Source organism: Mycobacterium shunyiense, from assembly GCF_058270075.1.
The window spans coordinates 43,083-65,567 of sequence record NZ_JBZDPU010000008.1 but is presented as its reverse complement, the minus strand read 5'-3'; the positions used below and the strand labels follow the sequence as shown (position 1 = coordinate 65,567).

General features: G+C 68.0%; 20 protein-coding genes. 10 read left to right on the top strand and 10 right to left on the bottom strand.

The window, feature by feature from the left end:
• Together AC4ELH_RS07080 and glf are read right to left on the bottom strand one after the other, a co-directional pair.
• The gene (locus tag AC4ELH_RS07080) at positions 1–1,938 is read right to left on the bottom strand and encodes a glycosyltransferase (protein ID WP_064957360.1); all 1,938 of its coding nucleotides are present in this window, start codon (positions 1,936–1,938) and stop codon (positions 1–3) included.
• Positions 1,935–3,182, bottom strand: coding sequence for a UDP-galactopyranose mutase (gene glf, locus AC4ELH_RS07075; RefSeq protein WP_064882789.1), 1,248 nt, complete (start codon positions 3,180–3,182; stop codon positions 1,935–1,937). Before glf ends, AC4ELH_RS07080 begins: the two co-directional genes overlap by 4 nt.
• A 240-nt stretch (positions 3,183–3,422) precedes the next feature.
• On the opposite strand from glf, the gene AC4ELH_RS07070 reads away from it, so the two are divergent.
• Together AC4ELH_RS07070 and AC4ELH_RS07065 are read left to right on the top strand one after the other, a co-directional pair.
• On the top strand, positions 3,423–4,370 hold the full coding sequence (locus AC4ELH_RS07070) for a hypothetical protein (RefSeq protein WP_064882791.1): 948 nt from the start codon (positions 3,423–3,425) through the stop codon (positions 4,368–4,370).
• 128 nt (positions 4,371–4,498) lie between these two features.
• A complete protein-coding gene (locus AC4ELH_RS07065; protein ID WP_498883635.1) occupies positions 4,499–6,106 on the top strand; it encodes an N-acetylmuramoyl-L-alanine amidase in 1,608 nt (535 codons plus the stop codon).
• Positions 6,107–6,127: 21 nt separating this feature from the next.
• On the opposite strand, the gene AC4ELH_RS07060 is transcribed toward AC4ELH_RS07065, so the two are convergent.
• The 3 genes from AC4ELH_RS07060 to AC4ELH_RS07050 are packed head-to-tail and all read right to left on the bottom strand — an operon-like array spanning position 6,128 to position 8,548.
• Positions 6,128–6,952 (bottom strand): HAD family hydrolase, encoded by an 825-nt coding sequence (locus AC4ELH_RS07060; protein WP_498883634.1) that lies wholly within the window; start codon positions 6,950–6,952, stop codon positions 6,128–6,130.
• Complete coding sequence (locus AC4ELH_RS07055; protein ID WP_448446139.1) at positions 6,952–7,740, bottom strand: lysophospholipid acyltransferase family protein; 789 nt, start codon at positions 7,738–7,740, stop codon at positions 6,952–6,954. Before AC4ELH_RS07055 ends, AC4ELH_RS07060 begins: the two co-directional genes overlap by 1 nt.
• A gap of 7 nt (positions 7,741–7,747) precedes the next feature.
• Positions 7,748–8,548: a lysophospholipid acyltransferase family protein gene (locus AC4ELH_RS07050; protein WP_448446137.1), complete on the bottom strand. Its 801-nt coding sequence runs from the start codon at positions 8,546–8,548 to the stop codon at positions 7,748–7,750.
• A 90-nt stretch (positions 8,549–8,638) separates the two neighbouring features.
• On the opposite strand from AC4ELH_RS07050, the gene AC4ELH_RS07045 reads away from it, so the two are divergent.
• Positions 8,639–10,195 (top strand): Rieske 2Fe-2S domain-containing protein, encoded by a 1,557-nt coding sequence (locus tag AC4ELH_RS07045; protein ID WP_448446135.1) that lies wholly within the window; start codon positions 8,639–8,641, stop codon positions 10,193–10,195.
• The gene (locus AC4ELH_RS07040) at positions 10,192–10,527 is read left to right on the top strand and encodes a hypothetical protein (protein ID WP_448446133.1); all 336 of its coding nucleotides are present in this window, start codon (positions 10,192–10,194) and stop codon (positions 10,525–10,527) included. The genes AC4ELH_RS07045 and AC4ELH_RS07040 overlap by 4 nt, the downstream gene beginning before the upstream one ends.
• 3 nt (positions 10,528–10,530) lie before the next feature.
• Here the strand turns inward: AC4ELH_RS07040 and AC4ELH_RS07035 are convergent, their stop codons facing one another.
• Positions 10,531–11,370, bottom strand: coding sequence for a DUF5718 family protein (locus tag AC4ELH_RS07035; protein WP_448446131.1), 840 nt, complete (start codon positions 11,368–11,370; stop codon positions 10,531–10,533).
• A gap of 120 nt (positions 11,371–11,490) precedes the next feature.
• Here AC4ELH_RS07035 and AC4ELH_RS07030 point away from each other — a divergent pair, with 120 nt between their 5' ends.
• Entirely contained in the window at positions 11,491–12,198 is a 708-nt protein-coding gene (locus AC4ELH_RS07030) for a hemerythrin domain-containing protein (protein WP_498883632.1), read from the top strand.
• Between the two features lie 13 nt (positions 12,199–12,211).
• Here AC4ELH_RS07030 and AC4ELH_RS07025 read toward each other — a convergent pair whose 3' ends face one another.
• Both AC4ELH_RS07025 and serS read right to left on the bottom strand, forming a co-directional pair.
• Complete coding sequence (locus AC4ELH_RS07025) at positions 12,212–15,535, bottom strand: ATP-binding protein (protein ID WP_498883631.1); 3,324 nt, start codon at positions 15,533–15,535, stop codon at positions 12,212–12,214.
• A gap of 33 nt (positions 15,536–15,568) precedes the next feature.
• A complete protein-coding gene (serS, locus tag AC4ELH_RS07020; RefSeq protein ID WP_448446124.1) occupies positions 15,569–16,825 on the bottom strand; it encodes a serine--tRNA ligase in 1,257 nt (418 codons plus the stop codon).
• A 155-nt stretch (positions 16,826–16,980) separates the two neighbouring features.
• Between serS and AC4ELH_RS07015 the strand changes: the two genes are divergently transcribed.
• The 3 genes from AC4ELH_RS07015 to AC4ELH_RS07005 all read left to right on the top strand — a co-directional run bounded on the left by AC4ELH_RS07015 (position 16,981) and on the right by AC4ELH_RS07005 (position 19,086).
• Entirely contained in the window at positions 16,981–18,408 is a 1,428-nt protein-coding gene (locus tag AC4ELH_RS07015) for a septum formation family protein (RefSeq protein WP_498883629.1), read from the top strand.
• Between the two features lie 2 nt (positions 18,409–18,410).
• Positions 18,411–18,761 (top strand): metallopeptidase family protein, encoded by a 351-nt coding sequence (locus tag AC4ELH_RS07010; protein ID WP_055118712.1) that lies wholly within the window; start codon positions 18,411–18,413, stop codon positions 18,759–18,761.
• Between the two features lie 124 nt (positions 18,762–18,885).
• Positions 18,886–19,086, top strand: a complete 201-nt coding sequence (locus AC4ELH_RS07005) for a hypothetical protein (RefSeq protein ID WP_064882813.1) — start codon at positions 18,886–18,888, stop codon at positions 19,084–19,086.
• On the opposite strand, the gene AC4ELH_RS07000 is transcribed toward AC4ELH_RS07005, so the two are convergent.
• A complete protein-coding gene (locus AC4ELH_RS07000) occupies positions 19,083–19,772 on the bottom strand; it encodes a histidine phosphatase family protein (RefSeq protein ID WP_463792059.1) in 690 nt (229 codons plus the stop codon). The two genes, AC4ELH_RS07005 and AC4ELH_RS07000, sit on opposite strands and share 4 nt — an antisense overlap.
• The gene (gene pheA, locus AC4ELH_RS06995; RefSeq protein ID WP_064882817.1) at positions 19,769–20,713 is read right to left on the bottom strand and encodes a prephenate dehydratase; all 945 of its coding nucleotides are present in this window, start codon (positions 20,711–20,713) and stop codon (positions 19,769–19,771) included. The genes AC4ELH_RS07000 and pheA overlap by 4 nt, the downstream gene beginning before the upstream one ends.
• A gap of 144 nt (positions 20,714–20,857) precedes the next feature.
• On the opposite strand from pheA, the gene AC4ELH_RS06990 reads away from it, so the two are divergent.
• Positions 20,858–21,652, top strand: coding sequence for a DUF2470 domain-containing protein (locus tag AC4ELH_RS06990; protein WP_064957372.1), 795 nt, complete (start codon positions 20,858–20,860; stop codon positions 21,650–21,652).
• 46 nt (positions 21,653–21,698) lie between these two features.
• Complete coding sequence (locus tag AC4ELH_RS06985) at positions 21,699–22,463, top strand: CPBP family intramembrane glutamic endopeptidase (RefSeq protein ID WP_498883625.1); 765 nt, start codon at positions 21,699–21,701, stop codon at positions 22,461–22,463.
• The last annotated feature ends 22 nt before the right edge of the window (positions 22,464–22,485 follow it).

The following is a 22,485-nucleotide window of genomic DNA, read 5'->3' as shown; positions in this document are numbered from 1 at the left end:
TCAGTTTTTCTCCGCCGACTCTGTCAGCAACACCGTCTCCCACTTCTGGGTGCTGGTCAGCACCGGCAGCGCCTCACGATAGACCTTGCGCAGTCGGTCGAACTGACGGACCACACGCAACTGCTGGCGCAGCGAGGCCCGGAGCAACGCGAACATCTTGGCGCGATCGCGCTGGCGGTACACCACACCACGCCCATCGGCGGTGGTGACGGTGACCCCGTCGACCCGGCACAGGGAGAACCAGCGGGCGTCCTGGGTCGCCACGTTGATCTCCGGCCGGGTGTGGGTTTCCGGGTCGTGCTGACGCAGTTGGTGGACCACGCCGCGGGCCAGGTTCACCATGATGGCCGGCTTGGACACCGGGATGCGGACCTTCTTGCGCTTGAGGTCCGAGGCCGCGGGCAGTTCGGTGGCACCGCCCAGCACGACGGCATCGGGGAACTGCTGGCGCATCGCGCGGATGTCGGGCAGGGCCGATTCCAGGATGGAGAAGATGTGTTCCGGGCCCGCCAGGAAGTCCTCCATGGCCCGGTTCTGGATGGCGACCGTCGAATACTCAAGGCACAGAAGATGTTTGAACGTGGCCTTGAGGTGGCTGGCCAAAAGCCCGCGCGCGTCGCCGTCCCAGTGCAGAGCCGCGATCACCAGCCGGTTGCGCAGGTGGAAGTAGGCCTGCCAGTCGATGGCGTCGTCCTTGTCGCTCCACGCCATGTGCCAGATCGCCGCGCCGGGCAGGGTGACGGTGCGGTAGCCGTGCTCGGCGGCCCGCAAGCCGTATTCGACGTCGTCCCACTTGATGAACAACGGCAGGGGTTGCCCGAGTTCCTCGGCCACCTGCCGGGGGATCATGCACATCCACCAGCCGTTGAAGTCGACGTCGATCCGGCGGTGCAGCAGCTTGCTGCGGTCGGAGTCGGTGTCGTCCAGCGCGTACTTGGCGAAGTCGTGGTCGTACTCGGCGTTGGGGGCCGCCGACCACATGAAGTTCGTCCGGTCGACCATCTCGCCCATGATGTGCAGGTGCGACGGCTCCTGCAGGTTGAGCATCTGGCCACCCACCAGGATCGGTTCCTTGGCGAACCGGTTCATGGCCAGGGCGCGCAGGATCGAATCGGGTTCGATGCGAATGTCGTCGTCCATGAACAGGATCTGCTCACAGTCGGTGTTCTTCAGCGCTTCGTACATCACCCGGCTGTAGCCACCGGACCCGCCCAGATTGGGCTGGTTGTGGATCGTGAGCCGGTTGCCGAGCGCTGCCGCGGCGTCCTCGAAACCGGGATGGTCCTTGGCCTTGCTGGTGCCCTGATCGGACACGATGACCGCGCTGACCACCTCGTCGACCAACGGATCCGAGGTCAGCGCGGCGAGCGCGTTGACGCAGTCGGAGGGACGGTTGAAGGTCGGGATGCCGACGGCGATGTTGGCGCGGCCCGGCGCAGGTGTCGGGGCGTACCAACCGGCGCTGTGGACGCGCACCGCGGTATTGCTGGTGATGTCGAACCAGATCCAGCCGCCGTCCTCGAAGGGTGCGAGGTCGATCTCGAATTCGACGGCTGCGGGCTCGGCGGAGTCACCACTCGAAACAGGGGCGCCGCCGACGGTGATCCGGGCGCCGGTGGCCTTGGACCGGTAGACGTCGACGCGGGCGGTGCCGGTCAGCTCCACGCGCAGCACCACTGACTTCAGGGTGGACCAGCGCCGCCAGTAGCTGGCCGGGAAGGCGTTGAAGTAGGTCGCGAACGAGATGCCGGATTCGGTGCCGATCTCCAGCGTCGTGCGGGTGGGCGCGTGGGCCCGGCGGGCATTGGTCGGGTCTTCGACGAGATAGAGCTTGCGGACGTCCAGTGGCTCACCCGGTCGCGGCAGGATCACGCGGGCGAGCAGACTGACCGCCCTGGACTCTCCGGCCGCCAGTGCGCCGGAAGGGATGTCACTCATGCGTTGCTGCTTTCCTTGTCGGTCTGCTCATTCACCAGCGGAGCACCGTCAGCCAGGTGCGGTGCCAGGGTGTTGTCGTACATGTTCAGCGCGCTGGCGATGGCCATGTGCATGTCGAGGTACTGGTAGGTGCCCAGCCGGCCACCGAAAAGCACCTTCGCCGAGGCGGTCTCTGCCTTGGCGCGGGCCCGGTAGGAGGCCAGCAGGGCGCGGTCGGCCTCGGTGTTGATCGGGTAGTACGGCTCGTCGCTCTCTTCGGCGAAGCGCGAGTACTCGCGCATGATCACCGTCTTGTCGGCCGGGTAGTCCCGCTCGGGATGGAAATGGCGGAACTCGTGGATCCGGGTGTAATCCACGTCGGCGTCGTTGTAGTTCATGACGGGTGTGCCCTGGAAGTCGCCGGTGTCGAGCACCTCCAGATCGAAATCCAGTGTGCGCCAGCCCAGCCGGCCCTCGGAGTAGTCGAAGTAGCGGTCCAGCGGCCCGGTGTACACCACCGGGGCGTCGGGATTGGCGGCACGCAATTCGTCGCGGACGTCGAACCAGTCGGTGTCCAACCGCACTTCGATGCGGTCGTCGGCGGCCATGTTCTCCAGCCAGGCGGTGTACCCGTCGACCGGCAGGCCCTCGTAGGTGTCGTTGAAGTAGCGGTTGTCGAACGTGTAGCGCACCGGCAGGCGGGTGATGTTGGCCGCAGGCAGCTCGCGCGGGTCGGTCTGCCACTGCTTGGCGGTGTAGTGCTTCATGAACGCCTCGTAGAGGGGGCGCCCGATCAGCGAGATGGCCTTCTCCTCGAAGTTCGCCGCCTCGTGCCCGGCGATCTCGCTGGCCTGCTCCTTGATCAGGGCGCGGGCCTCGTCGGGGGTGAAGTAGCGCCCGAAGAACTGCGAGACCAGGCCCAGCCCCATCGGGAACTGGTAGGCCTGGCCGTCATGCATCGCGAAGACGCGGTGTTGATAGCCGGTGAAGTCGGTGAACTGCCGCACGTAGTCCCACACCCGCTGGTTGGAGGTGTGGAACAGGTGGGCGCCGTACTTGTGGACCTCGATGCCGGTCTGCGGTTCGGCTTCCGAGTAGGCGTTGCCGCCGATATGCGGGCGCCGTTCTATAACAAGGACACGCTTGCCCAGCTGCGTCGCCGCGCGCTCAGCGATCGTCAGACCGAAGAAACCGGAACCGACGACGAATAAGTCGAAATGTCCGCTGGACTGGTCTGTAGCGACCCGGGGAGATAAGGACGTCATCGGCAGCCAGGGTATCCGACCGTGCCCCCGTGCCCCGAATTCGACGAAGGGCCCAGGTCGCAATTCGCTCACGATTCAATATCGTCACTCTAGACACACGAGTAACAGCCTTAACATCGATCTCGTTGGCATTCATGGGCTCCACACCACCTGGTCCGGAACCGCCGATGAAGCAAGCGGAGAGCACCCCGTGCAATCCGAAATGCAGTCCTTAACTGCAAACATATTGAGGAGACTTCCGTGCCGAACCGCCGTCGACGCAAGCTCTCGACAGCCATGAGCGCAGTCGCCGCAGTGGCAGTCGCAAGTCCAGTCGCCCTAGTTGCCATGTCGCAGCTGTCCCCCGCGCCGCAGGAGCGCGAGTTCACCCAGGCAGCGCTGGTCACCGACCTGCCGGGCGAACTGATGTCCGCACTGTCGCAGGGCCTGTCCCAGTTCGGCGTCAACCTGCCGCCGATGCCGTTTCTCAACAGTTCCACCCCGGCCCCGACCCTTGGCTCGCCGACCCTGACCTCGCCGGGCCTGGCGTCGCCGGGACTCACGTCACCGGGGCTGACCGCGCCGGGCCTGACCGACCCGGGTCTCACCTCACCCGGACTGACCTCGCCGGGGCTCACGTCACCCGGACTCACTTCGCCGGGGCTCGCCTCACCGGGCCTGACGTCCCCTGACGCCGCGCTGACCAGCCCCAATGGCGCGACGCCGAGCTTGACCTCGCCGACCGCCGGCCTTCCCGCCGCACCCGGCGGGTTGACCAACCCGGCACTCACCCCGCCGGGGACCGGCTCGCTGACCAACCCGGCACTGACGCCGGCCGGCGCCGCACCGGGCGGGCTGACCACGACCCCGGCAGGCCTGGGCGGGGGCCTGACCTCGCCGACGGGCCTGGACCCGGCCCTGAGCGGTGGCCTGGGAGCCCCGGGCGAGGTGCCGATCTCGGCTCCGATCGGGCTGGATCCCAGTGCGGGCACCTACCCGTTGCTGGGCGCCGACCCGTCCTTGGCCGCGATGCCCGCCACCAGCAGCGGCGGTGGCGGACTGTTCGGCGACCTGTCCAGCGCGGCCAACCAGCTCGGCGCCGGCCAGGCCATCGATCTGCTCAAGGGCATGGTCATGCCGGCGATCACCTCGGCGATGAAGCCGCCGGTGCCCGCGGCCCCGGCCCCGGTCCCGCCGCCGCCCGCCTAGTAAATAAGCCCGGTTGAAAGAACGGCACCGCAGAAGCCATCGGCTCTGCGGTGCCGTTGTGTGCGAAAGGTGACGCGCGGGCCGTGTCGAATCATTCGTAACACCAGACTCATACGTAACATCAGTCCGTGCAGTCCCGCCGCTCCACGCCGTCGATTCTCTTCACCGCACTTGCGGCGACGGTTGTGATCGTGCCGTGGGCCATCTCCGGATCCGATTCCGGCGAACACCAAACCGCATCAGACGCTGCGCCGCAGCTCACACAGCAACCACTCGACAATCTCACGGTCGGTGAGAGCATCCGCGAGGTCCATCAGGACACCCCGTTCTCGATGGTCGCGCTCACCTCGCCGGACCTGCGCGGCACCTCGGCCCGGGTTCGCGCCCGCAAGGACGACGGCAGCTGGGGACCCTGGTACCAGGCCGAGAATCTCGACGGGGTCGGCGCCGACACTCCCGGCCCGCGCGGCACCGAACCGGTATTCGTCGGGCGTACCAACACCGTGCAGATCGCCGTCACCCGCGCGCCGCAAGCCCCACCGCCACCTCCCGGCAAGAGGGGGAAGGTCGGGCCGGCGCTCGGCTATGTACCTGCCAACGTCGAAGCACCCATCGGCCAGAACGTCACCGCGGTCCTGATCAGCCCGCCCCAGGCCCCCGTCGACGTCGGGCCGCTGCCCACCGCCGCCATCAACCCCGGCCAGCCGCCGACCATCATCAGCCGCGCACAGTGGGGCGCCAACGAATCGATGCGATGCGGAAACACCGTGTACGACAAGGGCATCCGAGCCGGCATCGTGCACCACACGGCAGGTAGCAACGATTACGCCCCCGAGGACTCGGCGGGCATCATCCGGTCGATCTACGAGTACCACACCCGCGAGCTGGGCTGGTGCGACATCGCCTACAACGCCATGGTCGACAAATACGGCCAGGTGTTCGAGGGCCGCGCAGGCGGCATGGACAAGCCTGTCGAGGGATCCCACACCGGCGGGTTCAACATCGACACCTGGGGTGTGGCGATGATGGGCGACTTCGACGTCGTGCCACCGACCGAGATCCAGGTGCGCAACACCGGCCGCCTGCTGGGCTGGCGACTCGGCCTCGATCACATCGACCCGCACGGCACCGTCGTTCTCACCTCAGCCGGCGGATCCTTCACCCACTTCCCGCGCGGAGCCACCCCCACTTTGCCGACGATCTTCACCCACCGTGATGTCGGTATCACCGACTGCCCAGGCAACGCGGCGTACGCCCAGATGGATCGCATCCGCGACATCGCCGCCCGGTTCAACCAGCCGCCCGGCCCGGCGGACCTGGCCGACCAGATGCGTGGCGGCGCGATCTACAACCGGTGGCAGGCCGCGGGCGGTGCGGCCGGAATGCTGGGCAATCCAACCTCGCCCGAGACCGCGGGCGAAGGTGCCACCCGCTACGCCACCTTCGAGCGCGGCGCCGTGTACTGGTCGCCCGACAGCGGTGCCGAACCGGTCTCCGGAGCCATCTACGAGGCGTGGGGAACCCTTGGCTTCGAACGGGGAGTCCTCGGCCTGCCGACCAGTTCCGAGATCGGTGAACCCCAGTGGATCGTGCAGAACTTCCAGCACGGCACGCTGAACTTCGACCGCGAGAAGGGGACGGTCACCCGTGTCGTCGACGGCGTGCCGGTCGAACTGCCCCCGCCGTCACCCGACGATCAGCCGGTGCAACTGGAGCGTTTCACCCCGATCACCTGACCGGCCGAAACCGGTTGCGGCTCAGGACCACCAGCGTTCGAGCACGTGGGCCACACCGTTCTCGGCATTGGTCACGGTGACCTCGTCAGCAGCGGCCACCGCCTCGGGGTGGGCATTGCCCATCGCCACACCACGCCCGGCCCAGCTCAACATCGGTATGTCGTTGGGCATGTCGCCGAAGGTGACGATGTCGGCCGCGGTGAGCCCCAGCGGGGTGGCCAACTCCGCCACACCGGTGGCCTTGCTGATGCCCAGCGGCACCACCTCGATGAGCCCGTTGTTGGTCGAATAGGTGATATCGCCCTGTAACCCAACGTGTTTGAGTAGCTCGGCGGCCATGTCGGCACTACGTGCGCCGGCCTTGCGGATGAGCAGCTTCACCGCAGGGGCACTGAGCAGATCCTCCACCGACACCTCGGTGTTGTCCGGATTGAGCCAGGCATGTTCGTATCCCGGCGAGCTGACGAACTGCGGGGTCGCCGTGTCGTGCGCTGACCGACCCACGCGTTCCACCGCCAGCCCCGCGCCCGGGATCACCCGCGTGGCGATCTCGGCGAGCTCACCGAGCACCTCGGTCGAGAGCGTGTGCGCCGACACGATGCGGTCGGTGGCCGGGTCGTAGATCACGGCACCGTTGGCGCACACCGCCATCGGCGCGAGACCGAGGCCCTCGACCACCGGTGCGATCCAGCGCGGCGGCCGTCCGGTGGCCAGGACGAATGTCGTCCCCGCCGCCACCGCCGCCTGTACCGCCGCCCGCGTGCGCGGCGTGACCTTCTCGTCCTCGTCGAGCAGCGTTCCGTCCACGTCGGTGGCGATCAGCCCCGGCGCCCGTTCGTCGCCCATCAACTGTTTCCCGTCGCTTCGCTCGTCCAGCCATCGTTCCTTGTCGCTTCGCTCGCCCGCTTACGCGCACGTTCGGCGAGTTCCGCCTCGTCGAGCAGCTTCGCCTCGGCCGGTGTCGGCGCACTTCCACCGAGCCGGTTCGGCACCCAGTACGCCCCGGCAGGCTCGGCGTAGCCCTGATGGGTCTGATCGAGCAGTGCCGACATCGCGGCCCGCAGGGTGTCGTCGATCTGAGTGACCGAACCCGATGCCCAGATCGGCTCGCCGACGGCCACGCTCACCGGAATCTTCTTGCGTCCCAGTGACTTCGGATGGTCCTTCGTCCAGATGCGCTGGGCTCCCCAGACGATCAGCGGAATGATCGGCACACCGGACTCCAGGGCCATGCGCGCCGCACCGGTCTTGAAATCCTTCAGCTCGAAGCTGCGGCTGATCGTCGCCTCCGGGTACACCCCGACCAACTCGCCGCGGCGTAACGCCTCCACCGCCGCGCTGTAGGCGCCCGCTCCCGCCCTGCGGTCCACCGGGATCGTCCCGGTGTGTTTGATCAGGTAGCCCACCGGCCTCACCTGCTCCATCTCCGCCTTGATCATGAAGCGCATCCGGCGGCCACGTTCGGTCGCGGCCAGAGCTGCAGGCAGGAAGTCGACGTAGCTGGTGTGGTTGATGGCGACGACGGCTCCGCCCGTGGTGGGCAGATTGTCCAGCCCACGGAAGGTGATCCGGGTTCCGGTGGCCCGCACCACGAGCCCGGCGGCAATCTCCAAACTTCGGAAGACCGGTTCCATACGCGACTTACCCCGAGAGGTCGGTCGGTCCAGAAGGTCCGGTGGGCCCTGTGGGTCCGGCCTCGGCTCTCTTGGCCGCTTTGGCGGCGGCCTCCTCGGCGTCCATCCGGTTGGCCTCGGCCAGCGTCGGGGCCGAACCACCGAGCCGGTGCGGTACCCAGAATTCACCGGGCGGATACGGGCCGTAGGCGTCCTGCACCTGGGTGAGCAGATGTTGCATGCGCGAATGCAGCAGTGCGGTCAACTCCGGCGCGGGCAGGGTGGGCTGGATCGGCTCGCCGACGGCGATCGAGATGGGCACCTTGGGCCGGTACAGATTCTTCGGGTGGCCCTTGGTCCAGATGCGCTGGGCACCCCACACGATGTGCGGCACGATCGGCACCCCGGCCTCGATCGCCATCCGCGCGGCGCCGGACTTGAAGTCCTTGATCTCGAAGCTGCGGCTGATCGTCGCCTCGGGGTACACCCCGACCAGCTCACCCGCCTTGAGGTAGTCGACCGCCGACTCGAACGAGGCGGCCCCGCTGTCGCGGTCCACCTCGATGTGGCGCAGGCTGCGCATGATCGGTCCGGTGATCTTGTTGTCGAAGACTTCCTTCTTTGCCATGAACCGCACCTTGCGGCCCCGCTTCTGCAGGTAGGCCGGCAAGCCGGCAAAGGTGAAGTCGAAGTAGCTGGTGTGGTTGATGGCCACCACCGCACCGCCGGTGACCGGGAGATTCTCTACCCCCGTCACCGTGAACTTCAGCCCCTGCAAACGCCAGGCAGCTCGAGCAACTTGTATGACAGTCCCGTACACCGGTTCCACGTAGCCAGCCTAATCCCAGCCCGGATCGGCGCATCACCCAACTCGGGCTAGGCTGGGCGGGCATCGAAGTACTCCATCGAAAGGCCGTTTGTGCAGGTCACCAGCGTCGGACATGCCGGCTTCCTGATCGAGACCAAGGCTGGCAGCATTCTGTGCGACCCCTGGGTCAACCCCGCCTACTTTGCCTCCTGGTTCCCGTTCCCCGACAACACGCAGTTGGACTGGACGGCGCTGGGAAATGTCGACTATCTGTATGTGTCGCACCTGCACAAGGACCACTTCGACCCGGAAAATCTGCGCCGCCACGTCAACAAGGACGCTGTGGTGCTGCTGCCCGACTTCCCGGTGCCCGATCTGCAGCGCGAGCTGCAGGCGCTGGGCTTTCACCGGTTCTTCGAGACCACCGATTCGGTCAAACACACCGTCAGCGGCCCCAAGGGCGACCTCGATGTGATGATCATCGCGCTGCGGGCGCCGGCCGACGGCCCGATCGGCGATTCGGGTCTGGTGGTCGACGACGGTGAGACCGTCGTGTTCAACATGAACGACGCGCGGCCCGTAGATCTCGAGGTCCTGGACACAGATTTCGGCCAGATCGACGTGCACATGCTGCAGTACTCGGGGGCCATCTGGTATCCGATGGTCTACGACATGCCTGCCCGCGCCAAGGAGGCCTTCGGCATCCAGAAGCGGCAGCGCCAGATGGACCGATGCCGCCAGTACATCGCGCAGGTCGGCGCGACGTGGGTGATTCCCTCGGCCGGTCCGCCGTGTTTCCTGGATCCCGAGTTGCGCGATCTGAACGACGACCACGGCGATCCGGCCAACATCTTCCCCGACCAGGTGGTGTTCCTGGACCAGATGCGGCGCCACGGGCATGACCGTGGGCTGCTGATGATCCCGGGCAGCGCCGCCGATTTCGCCGGCTCGCAACTCAATTCGTTGACCCACCCCGTCGAGGACCCGGAGGCGATCTTCACCACCGGCAAGGCTGCCTACATCGAGGATTTCGCCCAGCGCATGGCCCCGGTCCTGGCCGCCGAGAAGGCCTCGTGGGCATCGGCGGCGGGCGAACCTCTGCTGCCCGGGCTGCGGGCTCTGTTCGAACCCATCATGAGCCAGACCGACCAGATCTGCGACGGCATCGGCTACCCGGTGGAGTTGCGGCTGTCCGGCCCCGACCACAGCGAGACCGTGGTGCTGGACTTCCCGAAACGCCTTGTCCGTGAACCCATCGCCGACGAGAAGTTCCGCTACGGCTTCGCGATCCCGCCCGAGCTGGTACGCACCGTGCTGCGGGATGACGAACCGGACTGGGTCAACACCATCTTCCTGTCCACCCGGTTCAAAGCCTGGCGCGTGGGCGGTTACAACGAGTACCTGTACACCTTCTTCAAATGCCTCACCGATGAGCGCATCGCCTACGCCGACGGCTGGTTCGCCGAGGCGCACGACGACTCCTCGTCGATCACCCTCGACGGCTGGGAAATCCAGCGTCGTTGCCCGCACCTGAAGGCCGACCTGTCCAAATTCGGTGTGGTGGAAGGCAACACCCTCACCTGCAACCTGCACGGCTGGCAGTGGAACCTGGACAACGGCAAATGCCTGACCACCAAGGGCCACGAGTTGCGGTGCAGCAAGTCATGACCGCCCCGCGCCAGTACTACGACGACGGTCTGATCCAGTTGGACCGTGAGGCGATCACGTTGCGGCGCTACCACTTCCCGTCGGGAACCTCGAAGGTGATCCCGCTGCGGTCCATCAGCGGATACCGGGCCGAATCACTCGGTCTGGTCCTCAACCGATTCCGCATCTGGGGCAGTTCAGACCTGCGCCGCTGGCTGCCGCTGGACGTGTGGCGGCCCCTCAAGTCGACGTTGATCACCTTGAAGGTCAAAGGGACTCGCCCCGACCCCGCGTTCACCCCGCAGCGGCCCGCAGAGTTCATCGCGGTACTCGACGAACTGCTGGGGCGCTAGGCGTCAGCGCGCGGAGCGCACCACCTGCCGCAGTTCGGATGCCGCGCTGGAGGCACTGTCGTACACCCGCACGATGGCCTCGTCGCCCGGCTTGAGGAAGGTGGACTCACCCAACGGGGTGTAGCGGGTGGCGCCGATGCCGATCAGCACGTTCTCGGGATGGCCGCTGGCCACCATCAACGCACCGACATCCTCCAACGGCGTGTCGGCCGAGCCCTTCTGGTTGGCCAGCCGCTCGACGATCCAGTCCAGCAGCACCTCGCCGTAGTACGAGTAGCCCACCAGGGGTGAATCCACCCCGTAGGCATGCTGCTGGCCGGCCCCGTCGCCACTGCCCTCGCTCAGATAGCAGACCAGCCGCATGGTGGCCGTCGGACCGTCCGGGGTGAGATCACTGATCTCGAAGAATTGCGGCGCAACGCCTTTGGAGGCCGGGCCCCAGTTCTTTTTGTAGCTGATCTTGGGTGCGCCCGGCCTGCGGATCGAGCAGTCGTTGAAGGCGCCGAGCGCGAACGGCTCCAGCCGCACCACGGTGTCGCCGTTCCACACCACCCGGCAGGCCACCCCGACCTCGGGCTCGATCTGAAGGTTCAGTGGGCCCTGGAATTCGGGGTCCTCGCCGACCTCAGGAATCACGATGGCATCGCTGGACAGCGGGAACTCGCCCAGAAAGTCGTCCCGGCCCGGCGCGTACCACGGAAAGATACCTTTGGGTGCGTACCCTTCGGTAACAACCTTGACGAAATCCCCGGCCTCCCCGGCCTGTTCGAGGTGCCCCGCGAAGTTACCGGCCACGCCGAAGCCGAACCAGTTGCGCAATTCGGCAAGGTCGATGTCGATCATGGCTGCAACCCTACTGTGGCCGCGACAAGCCGGTAACAAGTCGCTCTTAAGTCGCCAGGGCCAGGCTGTGCTCCGCGAGTGCCGATCCGCGCCGGACCGGCCGAATCCGAGGAGTATCCCGTGCCGACAACCACCACAAGCACCACAAGCACCACCGTCTCACCTCGTCGCGCGGGTGACCCCGCGCCGGACCTGCTGGGTATCACGTTGGCACACCGCGCGATGCTGGCCGACCTGCTCCGGCTGGGCGACCTGGCCGCGGCGGTGCGCGATCGCGATGTGATCTGCACACCCGGCCGGGCCCGGGTCATCTCCCGGTATGTCGAGCTGCTGTGCGATTCCATCCACCATCACCACACCACCGAGGACACGGTGCTGTGGCCGGTGGTCCAGGCCAGTGTGGGCGACCATGTGGACCTGAGCGAGCTGATCGACGACCACGCCGCGCTGGGCCCGCGGTTGGAGCAGCTGCGGGCCCGCGCCGCGGCGTTCCGCCTGTCGATGGGTGATCGCCATATCGCCGGCTTCATGGCCATCGAGCTGGCCGAACTGGCGGCCCTGCTGACCGAACACATCAACGACGAGGAGATGGAGGTGTTCCCGCTGATCACCGAACACGTCTCGGTCGCGGACTGGGAGACGGTCGAGAAGGCCGCCCGCAGAGCGGGGTGGTTGTGGTTCGAGGGTCCGCGGTCGCTCGCCGTGATGAGCGACGACGAGCGCACACACCTGGCCCAGCAGGTGGGGATCGAGCTGCGGATGATCCTCGCCGTCGTGGGGTTGCGGTACCGGCGCCTGGAGCGAGCCGTCTTCGGCGTCAGTCGATGAGCCGGCCCACCGGTCAGTCGATGAAGCGCCGCGCCTCGCCCGCCAGCCGGTCCCTCAGCTTCGCAGCGGCCTCCCGGTAGCCGCCCGCCTGCTCCGGCCGGCCCAGCGCGTCGGCAGCGACGGCCAGCGCCTCGTCGACGGGCCCCATCATGAGGCCGTCGACACCGAGTCCGGCGATGCGCCCGGAGTAGGGCTCGAGGTCGGCCGCCCGGGCCTCTGCCTCCTCGACATCGCCGAGCGCCACGGCGGCATTGACGCGTAGCACGGTGAACGGAAGCCAGAAATACGCCCGCTCGATCGGTTGCCGGTCGCGCCACAGTTCGCGGGCCTCCGCCTCGCGCCCCCGCGCGATCAGCGCCAGCACTGCGGCGTCCAGTGCCGCAACCGACACCTCGCGGTAGAAGAACACCAACTCGTCGGCGAGCACACCGAGGTCTCCGAGGCAGAACTCACCCGTCACCCGGCCGACCATCGCCAGCTTGGCTCCGTTGGCGGCACCGTTCTCGACCATTCGTGCCGCCAGATCGGTGTAGGCACCCACCGCCTCGTCCAATCGCGCGGCGAGCAGATACATCCGGGCACGGAACAGTCCCAGCACGCCGAGGAGATGGACGAGCTGGCCGGTGCCGGCCCGGGCCACCGCGATGTCCACGTGGCGTTTCGCGGTCACCAGATCGGACCGATGACCGGCCGCCAGCGACAGCAGCCAGTGCGCCACCGCTTGATAGTCGGCCTGCTCGGTGGCCTCGGCGGTCCGCAGCAGTTCGGCGGCGGTCGATTCACGCTCGGCATCGATGTCGGGGCCCAGCGCGCAGTACGCCCGGACATTGAGGGCAGTGCACAACAAGCGGCCCGACGATCCCGGGTCCTCGGCGTAGGCGCGTCGCGCCAGCTCGAGCAGTTCCGTGCTGGCGGCCAGTGCGCCCTCCGGATCGGTGCCCTCCAGCTCCACATAGAGCGCCTTGAGCAACCGGATCCGGTCAGCCGCAGTGACTTCCGTCGGACCACCGGCCAGCACCTGGCGCAGCAGGCCGATCATCTGCGCATCGGATTCGTCGTACTCGCGGTCCCGCCACACCAGCGGGGTGTCCCACGCGGTCAGGACCCGCACCATGAGGTCGTCGCGCGACTTCCCGGTCAGCAACTGCAGCGCAGCCTTCAACTCGATGCGCGCGGCGACGGCGTCGCCGGACTGGGCCAGGGCGGAGATCAGCCCGCACCGGGCTTCGATCTCGGGCTCGAGGCCCTCTGCGCTGGGCCGCAACCGGCGACTGGCCGCCAATTCCAACATCTGCACGGCGGCCCGCCACTGCCGGGCGGCTTCGACGTGAGCACCGACCGAATCCGCCTCACGGGCTGCCGCGGTCGCGAAAGCCGTGGCGGCCAAAGCGGTTTCCGCCGTCGCCGACGCGACCGCGTGATGCGCCAGGGCGGCCGGGTCGACGGATCGGCCGGGGGCGGACAACAGCTCCAACGCCGCACCGTGCAACCTCGACCGCCGCAGTTTGGAGGTGTCCTCATAGAGCGTGTCGCGAACCAGCGAATGGGCAAACCTCAATCTGCCTGGCGCCGGCTCGTCGAGCAGGCCGAGCAGAACGGCCGGTTCCAGCGCGTCGAGCAGGTCGTCAGGGTCGTTGCGCCCCAGTTCGGCGAGGAGGTCGACGTCGATGTCGCGGCCCAGCACGGCTGCTTGACGCAACGCGGTGACGGTGGGGCCCGGTAACCGGGCCAACCTGCGGCGCAACACATCTCGGACGCCGACGGGCACCGATGCCCAGACCGCGTCCGGCCCCTCCGCGGCCATCAGCCGGGCCAGTTCGCGGACGAACAACGGGTTGCCGCCGGTGCGTTCACGCAGCAGCCGCAGCGCCTCCCCGCTGGCGGCGGTCAGTCCGTAGTCCGCTGCCAGTGCCGCCGTGGCCGCCGCGTCGAGACCGTCGAGAATCAGATGTGCCGCGGTGTGCACCGTCAGCGCCGCCCGCGCCACCTCGAGTTCGCCGCGGTCCTCCGACGGGCGATAGGTGCCGATGACCAACACCGGAAGATCCTTGATCCGGTCGGCCACCAGCCGCAGCAGCTCCAGCGTCAGACCGTCGGTGCGGTGCAGGTCGTCCAGGACCACCGCCAACGGTTGGCTGCCCGCGACCGCGCTCAACACGTCGGCCACCGCATGCCCGAGCCAGAACGTGCCCGCCTCGGCCGCGGCGACGTCGTGCAGCAACGGTGCCAACGCCTGCCTTCCGTTGTCCGCCGGGGCTCCCGCCTCCAGCAACTCGCGCAACACCTCGGTCCACGCCCACCCTGCCGGTGCGCCGTGGACCTCCGGGCAACGGCCGAGCACGGTGCGCCAGCCCGCAGCCCGCAACTGGGCCGTCGCCGCGGCCGCCAGGGTGGTCTTGCCGGATCCCGCCTCTCCCCCGATCCACAGCACTGCGCTGTTGCCGGCGGCCACAGCGCTTGCGGCAGTGTCGATTTCGGCGAGCTCCTCGGCCCGGCCGTAGGCCGTCAATTCTGAACCGCCGGGCGCGGCGACCTCCGGGATCGCAGGCTGAGCCGGCCGGGAGGGCTCCAAATGATCGGCCTGGCGCAGGATGTCACGCTCGAGATCGCGCAGAGCGCGGCCCGGTTCCAGTCCGAGCTCATCGACGAGGTGGTCCCTGGTACGCCGCAGCACTTCCAGCGCGTCGGTCTGACGTCCGGTCTGATACAGGGCCGTCGCCAGCACGGCAGCGGCACCCTCGCGGCCGGGACGCTCGCCGACATGCCGTTCCAGCGCGGCGATCGCGGTGCTGTACCGGCCCAGCTCGACCTGCGCAGCGGCCTGGGCCTCCACCGCGGCCAGCCGCAGCTCGGTCAGGCGGGCGATCTCCGGCGCCGCCCACAGCGCATCGCCCGCCCCCGCGAACGGGTCTCCCGACCAGTCGGACAAGGCCTCTTCGAGCAGGCACACGCGTTGCTGTGGATCCGATTCCCCATATGCAGCAGTGACTTTCGCTTCGAACTGCCAGGAGTCGACGGCATCGGCCGGTAGTCGCAGACAGTATCCCGGCGCGGCGCTGACCAGGATGCGGGCCGGGGCCCGTCGCTGCCGCCCCGGCTCGAGTGCCCGCCGCAGATGCGACACATAGACCTGGAGAGCCGCCAACGCCTTAGGGGGCGGTTCACCCTCCCACAGGTCATCGATGAGACGGTCGACGGACACGGTATGTCCGTGTGCGGCAACCAATCTCGCCAACAGCGCCCGTTGCAGCCGGGCACCGAGATCCACCGGCTCGTCGCCCACCCAGGCCTGTACCGGCCCGAGCACCCTCACCCGTACCACGCTGTCCCCCGACATGTCCGCAGTTCTACTGGGCCGCGGTGTGGACGGTTACCGGGGTTCCAGCACCGGGGTGCCGACGAACGGCACCAGCGCCTCGGGTACCCGCACGCTGCCGTCGGGTTGCTGATGGTTCTCCAGGATCGCCACCAGCCAGCGCGTGGTGGCGAGCGTGCCGTTGAGCGTGGCGGCGATCTGCGGCTTGCCGTTCTCGTCGCGGTAGCGCGTGGCCAATCGCCGCGCCTGGAACGTCGTGCAGTTCGAGGTGGACGTGAGCTCCCGGTAGGTCTGCTGGGTGGGCACCCATGCCTCGCAGTCGTACTTGCGTGCCGCCGATGAGCCGAGATCGCCTGCGGCGACGTCGATCACCCGGTAGGGCACGTCGATGGCCGCCAGCATCTGGCGCTGCCAGCCGAGCAGTTTCTGATGCTCGGACTCGGCGTCCTCGGGCTTGCAGTAGATGAAGCCCTCGACCTTGTCGAACTGGTGCACACGGATGATGCCGCGGGTGTCCTTGCCGTAGCTGCCGGCCTCGCGCCGGAAGCACGACGACCAGCCGGCATACCGCTTCGGACCGTCGGACAGGTCCAGGATCTCGCCCGAGTGATAGCCCGCCAGCGGCACCTCCGAGGTGCCGACCAGGTACAGGTCGTCGGCTTCGAGCCGGTAGATCTCGTCGGCGTGGGCGCCGAGGAATCCGGTGCCCGCCATGACTTCCGGGCGCACCAGCACCGGCGGGATCATCAGTGTGAACCCATTCGCCACGGCCACCTGGGTGGCCAACTGCAGCAGGCCCAGCTGGAGCAGCGCCCCGGCACCCGTGAGGAAGTAGAACCGCGAGCCCGACACCTTCGCGCCGCGTTCCATGTCGATGAGCCCGAGTGCCTCGCCCAGCTCGAGATGGTCCTTGGCGTTCTCGATCGCCCGCGGCTCGCCGACGGTGTCCAGTAGCGCGAAGTCGTCCTCGCCGCCGGCCGGCACACCGTCGATGATCACGTTGCCGATCGCCATGTGCGCAGCGGTGAAGGCGCTCTCGGCCTCGGCCTGCGCCGCCTCGGCAGCCTTGACCTGCTCGGCCAGGTCCTTGGCCTGCTGCAGCAGGGCCGGACGTTCCTCGGGTGTCGCCTTGCCCACCAGCTTGCTGGCGGCCTTCTGGTCGGCCCGCAGATTGTCGGCCGTCGAGATCGCGGCCCGCCGCGCCGCATCGGCCTGCAGCAGGGCGTCGACGCGCGCCGGGTCTTCCCCGCGGGCTCGTTGCGACGCACGGACGATGTCGGGATTGTCGCGCAGCAGCTTGAGGTCGATCACGGGCGCAACCCTACTTTTTGAAGTGCGAAGACGTACATCTGAGGTGGTCGAAAAGGTGGCGCCGGTCAAGAGTGACGGCCTCCGGGCACAACCTCGCAACATTACAACCGCATCACTTGTCACAGGGGCTGACACGCCTGTCACAATGGAGGGCAATGTTGGACGCACCCGAGCACCCCGAGTACCCCGAGAACGGGGCCCTGCTCGCCGAACCTCTTCCGGTCGAACGACCCGCGAGGGAACGGTGGTGGCAGAGTCTTGCGGCCGCGTCGACGCGACGTGCGCTGCTGTTGACCGCGCTCGGCGCACTACTCATCGCGGGCCTGATCACCGCGTTGCCCATGGGTGAGGGATCGAGCTCCGCGCCGGGCGCGATCGCCCTCGGGCCGCGAGGCAACGACACCTTCAATCACGTCAAGCGCGGCGACTGCCTGAACTGGCCCGGCCGCAATCCCGACGCCGCGCACATCGTGGACTGCAAGGACAACCATCGCTTCGAGGTCGCCCAGGCCGTCGACATGCGCACTTTCCCCGGCAGCGAGTACGGACCAGGTGCGCCGCCGCCGTCGGTGGACCGGATCAAGCAGATCAGCCAGGAGCAGTGCACCCCGTCGGTCCGTGGCTACCTGGGCCCGAAGTACGACCCGAACGGCAAGTACACGATCGGCCTACTGTGGTCGGGCGAGAAGGCCTGGAAGCAGTCCGGTGAGCGGCGCATGCTGTGCGGGCTGCAACTGCTCGGCCCCGGCGACGGCCAGTTGGAGTCGGCAGGCAAGGTGTCCGACGTCGACCAGTCGAAGGTCTGGGCCGCGGGTACCTGCCTCGGAATCGACGCCGCCACCAACCAGCCCACCGACGTCCCGGTCGATTGCGCGGCACCGCACGCCATGGAGGTCACCGGCGCGGTCAACCTCGCCGAGAAGTTCCCGGGCGGGTTGCCTGCGGAGGGCGATCAGGACAACTTCATCAAGGACGCCTGCACCGCGCAGACCGATACCTACCTGGCCCCGGTCCAGTTGCGCACCACCACGCTGGCGCTGAGCTACAGCACGATCTCACTGCCCAGCTGGTCGGCCGGCAGCCACCAGGTGTCGTGCAGCATCGGCGCCACGTTGGGCAACGGCGGCTGGTCGACGCTGGTCAACAGCGCCAAGGGACCGCTGATGATCAACGGACAGCCCCCGGTGGCGCCGCCTGACATCCCGGAGGAGCGGCTCAACATGCCGCCGATCCCGATGCCCGATGTGGACGAGACCTCGTCCTCGTCGTCGGGTTCGTCCTCCTCGTCGGGATCCGGTTCATCCGGCTCCGGCTCCTCGGGCTCGTCCGGCTCCGGCTCCTCGGGCTCGTCGGGTTCCGGATCGTCGGGTTCGTCGGGATCCTCTTCGAGCGGCCAGCACATGCCGCAGGCCTCGACCACCGCCGCGCCGGCTCCGACACAGGCCAACACCTTCAACCCGCCGCCGCCCGAGCAGGCACCGGCCCCGGCACCTGAGCAGGGCCCCGCGCCGGCTCCCGACGGCGCGGCGCCGCCTGCGGGCCCGCCTCCGGGTGAGCCGGCCCCCGTACCGCCGGCGCCGTAGCCGTGCCGGTGCGGATGAGCTCGCGGCGGTTCGACGAGTTGGTGTCCGATGCGCTCGACCTGATCCCTGAGCAGTTGGCGGCCGCGATCGACAACGTCGTGATCCTGGTGGAGGACCGCGATCCCGACGAGCCCGAGATCCTTGGCCTGTACCAGGGCGTCGCGCTGACCGAGCGGGATTCCTGGTACGCCGGCTCACTGCCGGACACCATCACGATCTACCGCGGGGCCCTGCTGGATTTCTGTGACAGCGAGGCCGATGTGGTCGACGAGGTGGCGATCACGGTGATCCACGAGATCGCACACCACTTCGGGATCGATGACGAGCGGCTCCACGAACTGGGTTGGGGATGAGCCGCTTGCGCGAAGACAAATGGCCGGGATGAGCCGCTTGCGCGAAGACGAAGGGCTGGGCTAGGTCGCGGGTTACCCCGCGCGGCAACCGGGTTTTGTCGGTCCGCAGTGCTATCAACGGGCTATGACGATCCAGTGCCGGGAGTGCGCAGCCGGTCTGGAGCATTGCCACGGCACCGTGATCCACCACGTCCGGTACCGCGCGGAATGCACCGACGACACCTGCACCACTCCGGAAGCAGCGCATACGTTCAGCCTCGACTGTGAGTCGGTGGGCTGCCCGTGTGCAAATGACAGTGCCCAGTCGATCCAGCGGGCCGGTTAACCCATCGGGTCGGTTTCGGACTTCACCGCGTCGATGACCGGCGTGGCTTGGGGCTCCGGGTAGAAGGGCGGTGTCACGGCCGCCCACTGAACGCAGCTCCAGCGTCCGTCGGTGATCGGTGCCAGCACCACCGATTCGGTGTTGGCCAGATGGTGATCGAGGGCGAAGCTGCCGTCGACGCCGGCCAGCACGGCGGCCACCAGGCGGATGGCCGCGCCATGGCTCACCAGCACGATGTCGCTCTCGAAGGCGTGGTCGTCCAGGTAGCGAAGCCGCAGCTCGGTGAGCACGGGCACGTACCGGGCCAGCACCGCCTCGGCGCTCTCGCCGCCGGGCATCGGCACGTCCAGTTCGCCCCGGTGCCAGCGCTCGTAGATCCGGTTGAACTCGGCGACGGCGTCGTCGTCGCTGCGGTCCTCCAGCTCACCTACCTGAACTTCGTGGACGCCGTCGAATTCGAATGGGACAAGCCCGGTTTCGACACCGATACCGGCGGCGGTCTGTGCCGCGCGCCGGGCCACCGAATGGGCCAGGATCGACGGGCGCTGGTTCAGCGTTCCGGCGAATCTCCGGGCCTGCTCGTGGCCGAGATCGGTCAGGTCGGCACCGGGTGGCACGGTGTCCAGACGCCGGGCGACATTGCCGTGGGACTGTCCGTGACGGACGAGGATCAGTCGTCCGCTCATGAGTCGTCCGTTCCGTCGCGCAAGCCCGCCAACCACCGTGAGGCCTCATCCAGGCGCGGCGGGGGTGCACCCGCGCTCGCTCCGGTCGGCCAGGAACCTAGATATCGCACATCGGTACAACGTCGATAGAGCGCTTTGAGTGCCTCGGCCACCGGATCGTCGTCGATGTGTCCGACGCAGTCCAGGAAGAACATGTAGGTGCCCAGCTCGGTTCGGGTGGGCCGGGATTCGATCCGGGTCAGGTCGATGTCGCGGATCGAGAATTCGGTCATGGCCGTGACCAGGGCGCCTGGGGTGTTGTCCAGCCGAAGGACCACCGAGGTCCGATCGGCGCCGGTGGCTGCGGGCGGCGCACCGGGCGGGCCGGCCAGGACGAAGCGGGTGCGGGCGTTGGCCTCGTCGACCACGTCGGCGGCGAAGATGTCCAGGCCGCAGCGCTCGGCGGCCAACCGTGTGCTCACCCCGGCGTCAGCCCGGCCCTCGGCCACCTCGTGTGCGGCGGCGGCGTTGGACGTGGCCGGGACGATGTCGGCATCGGGCAGGTTGGCGGCCAGCCACCGACGCACCTGCGCCAGCGCCACCGGGAAGGCCGCGACGGTCTGCACGGGCCCACTGTGTCCTGGCCGCGTCACGATGGTGAACGCGACGTCGAGAGTCAGCTCGGCATAGACCTGTAGCGGCTTCCCGACCGCGAGGCTGTCCAGGGTCGGCAGCACCGACCCTTCGATCGAATTCTCGATCGGTACGCACGCGTAATCCGCCGAGCCGTCCCGCACCGCAGCCAGCGCGCCCGGCGTGCTCTCGGTCAGAACCGGGGTGAAGCGGGCGCTGCCGTCGCCAGTCGCCGGCGACAGTCCGGGCACCAATTCATGGGCCACCATCTGCAGTAACGCCACTTCGGTAAAGGTTCCCTCGGGCCCGAGGTAGGCGATGCGCGGCACCTCCCAACCCTATCGGGTCAGCGTCTGCGTCATCGGTTGATGACGCCCGGCGGGCGTTTCACGGAAGCCTTGCCCGCCGGGCAACGTCCAGTTAAGTTAGGCTTACCTCACCTAAGTTCCTCACCTAGTTTCGAAGGCGGCGAGATGGCCATAGCGACACCGACGACAGCCGAGCGGATCCGCAGCGCATGTGCACGGGGCGGCGGCGCCATGGTCGCGGTCGAGGGCATCGAACCCGTCGCCTCACCCGTCCATCACCTGCTCGACGACGGCTCGTTCGCGATCACCGTCCCCGAGAACGGCCCCTTGGCCGGCATGGCGATGGCGGCCGGCTCGGCAGGGGTGCAGGCCGTGCTGGAGATGACCGACTACGCGCCGCTCCCGTTGCGCGAACCCGTGCGCTCCCTGGTCTGGATTCGCGGCCGCCTACAGCACGTGCCGACCGACGCGGTTCCGGCGCTGCTCGACCTGGTCGCCGCCGAGAACCCGAATCCAGCTCTGCTGCAGGTGAACTCCAAGGCCCAGCCGAACGACGACCAGGACAACGACAACCACGCCCTGATGCGCCTGGAGATCGAGTCCGTGGTCGTGGCCGACGCCACCGGCGCCGAGTCGGTCGGCCTCGGAGCACTGCTGCAGGCGCGGCCCGACCCGTTCTGCGCGATGGAATCCGGATGGCTGCAGCACATGGAGTCCGCCCACCGCGATGTGGTGGAACGCCTGGCCACCCGGTTGCCGATGACACTGCGCACGGGGCGGGTCCGACCGCTGGGCCTGGACCGTTACGGGGTGCAACTGCGGGTGGAAAACGAACACGGCGATCACGACGTCCGGTTGCCGTTCCCCAAGCCGGTCGACGACGTCACCGGCCTGAGCCAGGCCATCCGGATCTTGATGGGCTGCCCATTCCTCAACGGCCTGCGCGCGCGCCGGATCTGACCCGCACGATCCGCCGCACCGCCGCACCGCCGCTACCGTAGCTTCGGTGACCGGGCCCAACGATCAACTCGAGCCGCAACGCCGCACGCTCAAGATCGAGATCGCCGTCGTGCTCGCGGTGACCTTCGGGCTCAGCGCGTACACCGCGTTCCTCCGGCTCATCGAAGCGGTGCTGCTCGGACTGTCGGGGCAGACCGTCGCGCTCAACCCCAAGCGGTCCCCGTTCGACCTGATCGACCTCGGCCTGCACCTGGCCGTGATCCTGCAGCTGCTGGCCTGGGGAGCATTGGCCCTGTACCTGCTGTGGCGCAGCGGTTTCGGGCCGTCCAAGATCGGCCTGTCCCGTCCGCAGTGGCGCGCCGACGGATTGGGCGGACTCGGTCTGGCCCTGCTCATCGGCCTGCCCGGGTTGGGGTTCAATGTGCTGGCCCGAGTGCTGGGCCTGAGCGCCGACGTGGAACCGGCCGAGTTGTATGACACGTGGTGGCGCATCCCGATGCTGCTCGGTGTGGCGTTCGCCAACGGCTGGGCCGAAGAGATCATCGTGGTGGGGTTCCTGCTCACCCGGCTGCGTCAACTCGACGTCAGCCCGGGCCGGGCCCTGATCATCTCCAGTCTGCTGCGCGGCGCGTATCACCTGTATCAGGGTTACAGCGCGGGGCTGGGCAATGTGGTGATGGGCCTGGTTTTCGGCTACGCCTGGCAGCGCACCGGACGGCTGTGGCCGCTGATCATCGCCCACACCCTGATCGACGCGGTGGCATTCGTCGGCTACGCGCTGGTGGCGGATCATCTCAGTTGGCTGCATTGACGCCTGCGGCACGTACATTTCT

Bases quoted from the DNA above. Each gene is read 5' to 3' on its own strand.
- AC4ELH_RS07000 (WP_463792059.1), bottom strand. From the start codon at position 19,772: ATGAGCGGACGACTGATCCTCGTCCGTCACGGACAGTCCCACGGCAAT.
- AC4ELH_RS07060 (WP_498883634.1), bottom strand. From the start codon at position 6,952: ATGGGCGACGAACGGGCGCCGGGGCTGATCGCCACCGACGTGGACGGA.
- AC4ELH_RS07035 (WP_448446131.1), bottom strand. From the start codon at position 11,370: ATGATCGACATCGACCTTGCCGAATTGCGCAACTGGTTCGGCTTCGGC.
- AC4ELH_RS07040 (WP_448446133.1), top strand. From the start codon at position 10,192: ATGACCGCCCCGCGCCAGTACTACGACGACGGTCTGATCCAGTTGGAC.
- AC4ELH_RS07005 (WP_064882813.1), top strand. From the start codon at position 18,886: ATGACGATCCAGTGCCGGGAGTGCGCAGCCGGTCTGGAGCATTGCCAC.
- AC4ELH_RS06990 (WP_064957372.1), top strand. From the start codon at position 20,858: ATGGCCATAGCGACACCGACGACAGCCGAGCGGATCCGCAGCGCATGT.
- glf (WP_064882789.1), bottom strand. From the start codon at position 3,182: ATGACGTCCTTATCTCCCCGGGTCGCTACAGACCAGTCCAGCGGACAT.
- AC4ELH_RS07055 (WP_448446139.1), bottom strand. From the start codon at position 7,740: ATGGAACCGGTCTTCCGAAGTTTGGAGATTGCCGCCGGGCTCGTGGTG.
- AC4ELH_RS07015 (WP_498883629.1), top strand. From the start codon at position 16,981: ATGTTGGACGCACCCGAGCACCCCGAGTACCCCGAGAACGGGGCCCTG.
- AC4ELH_RS07025 (WP_498883631.1), bottom strand. From the start codon at position 15,535: ATGTCGGGGGACAGCGTGGTACGGGTGAGGGTGCTCGGGCCGGTACAG.
- AC4ELH_RS07080 (WP_064957360.1), bottom strand. From the start codon at position 1,938: ATGAGTGACATCCCTTCCGGCGCACTGGCGGCCGGAGAGTCCAGGGCG.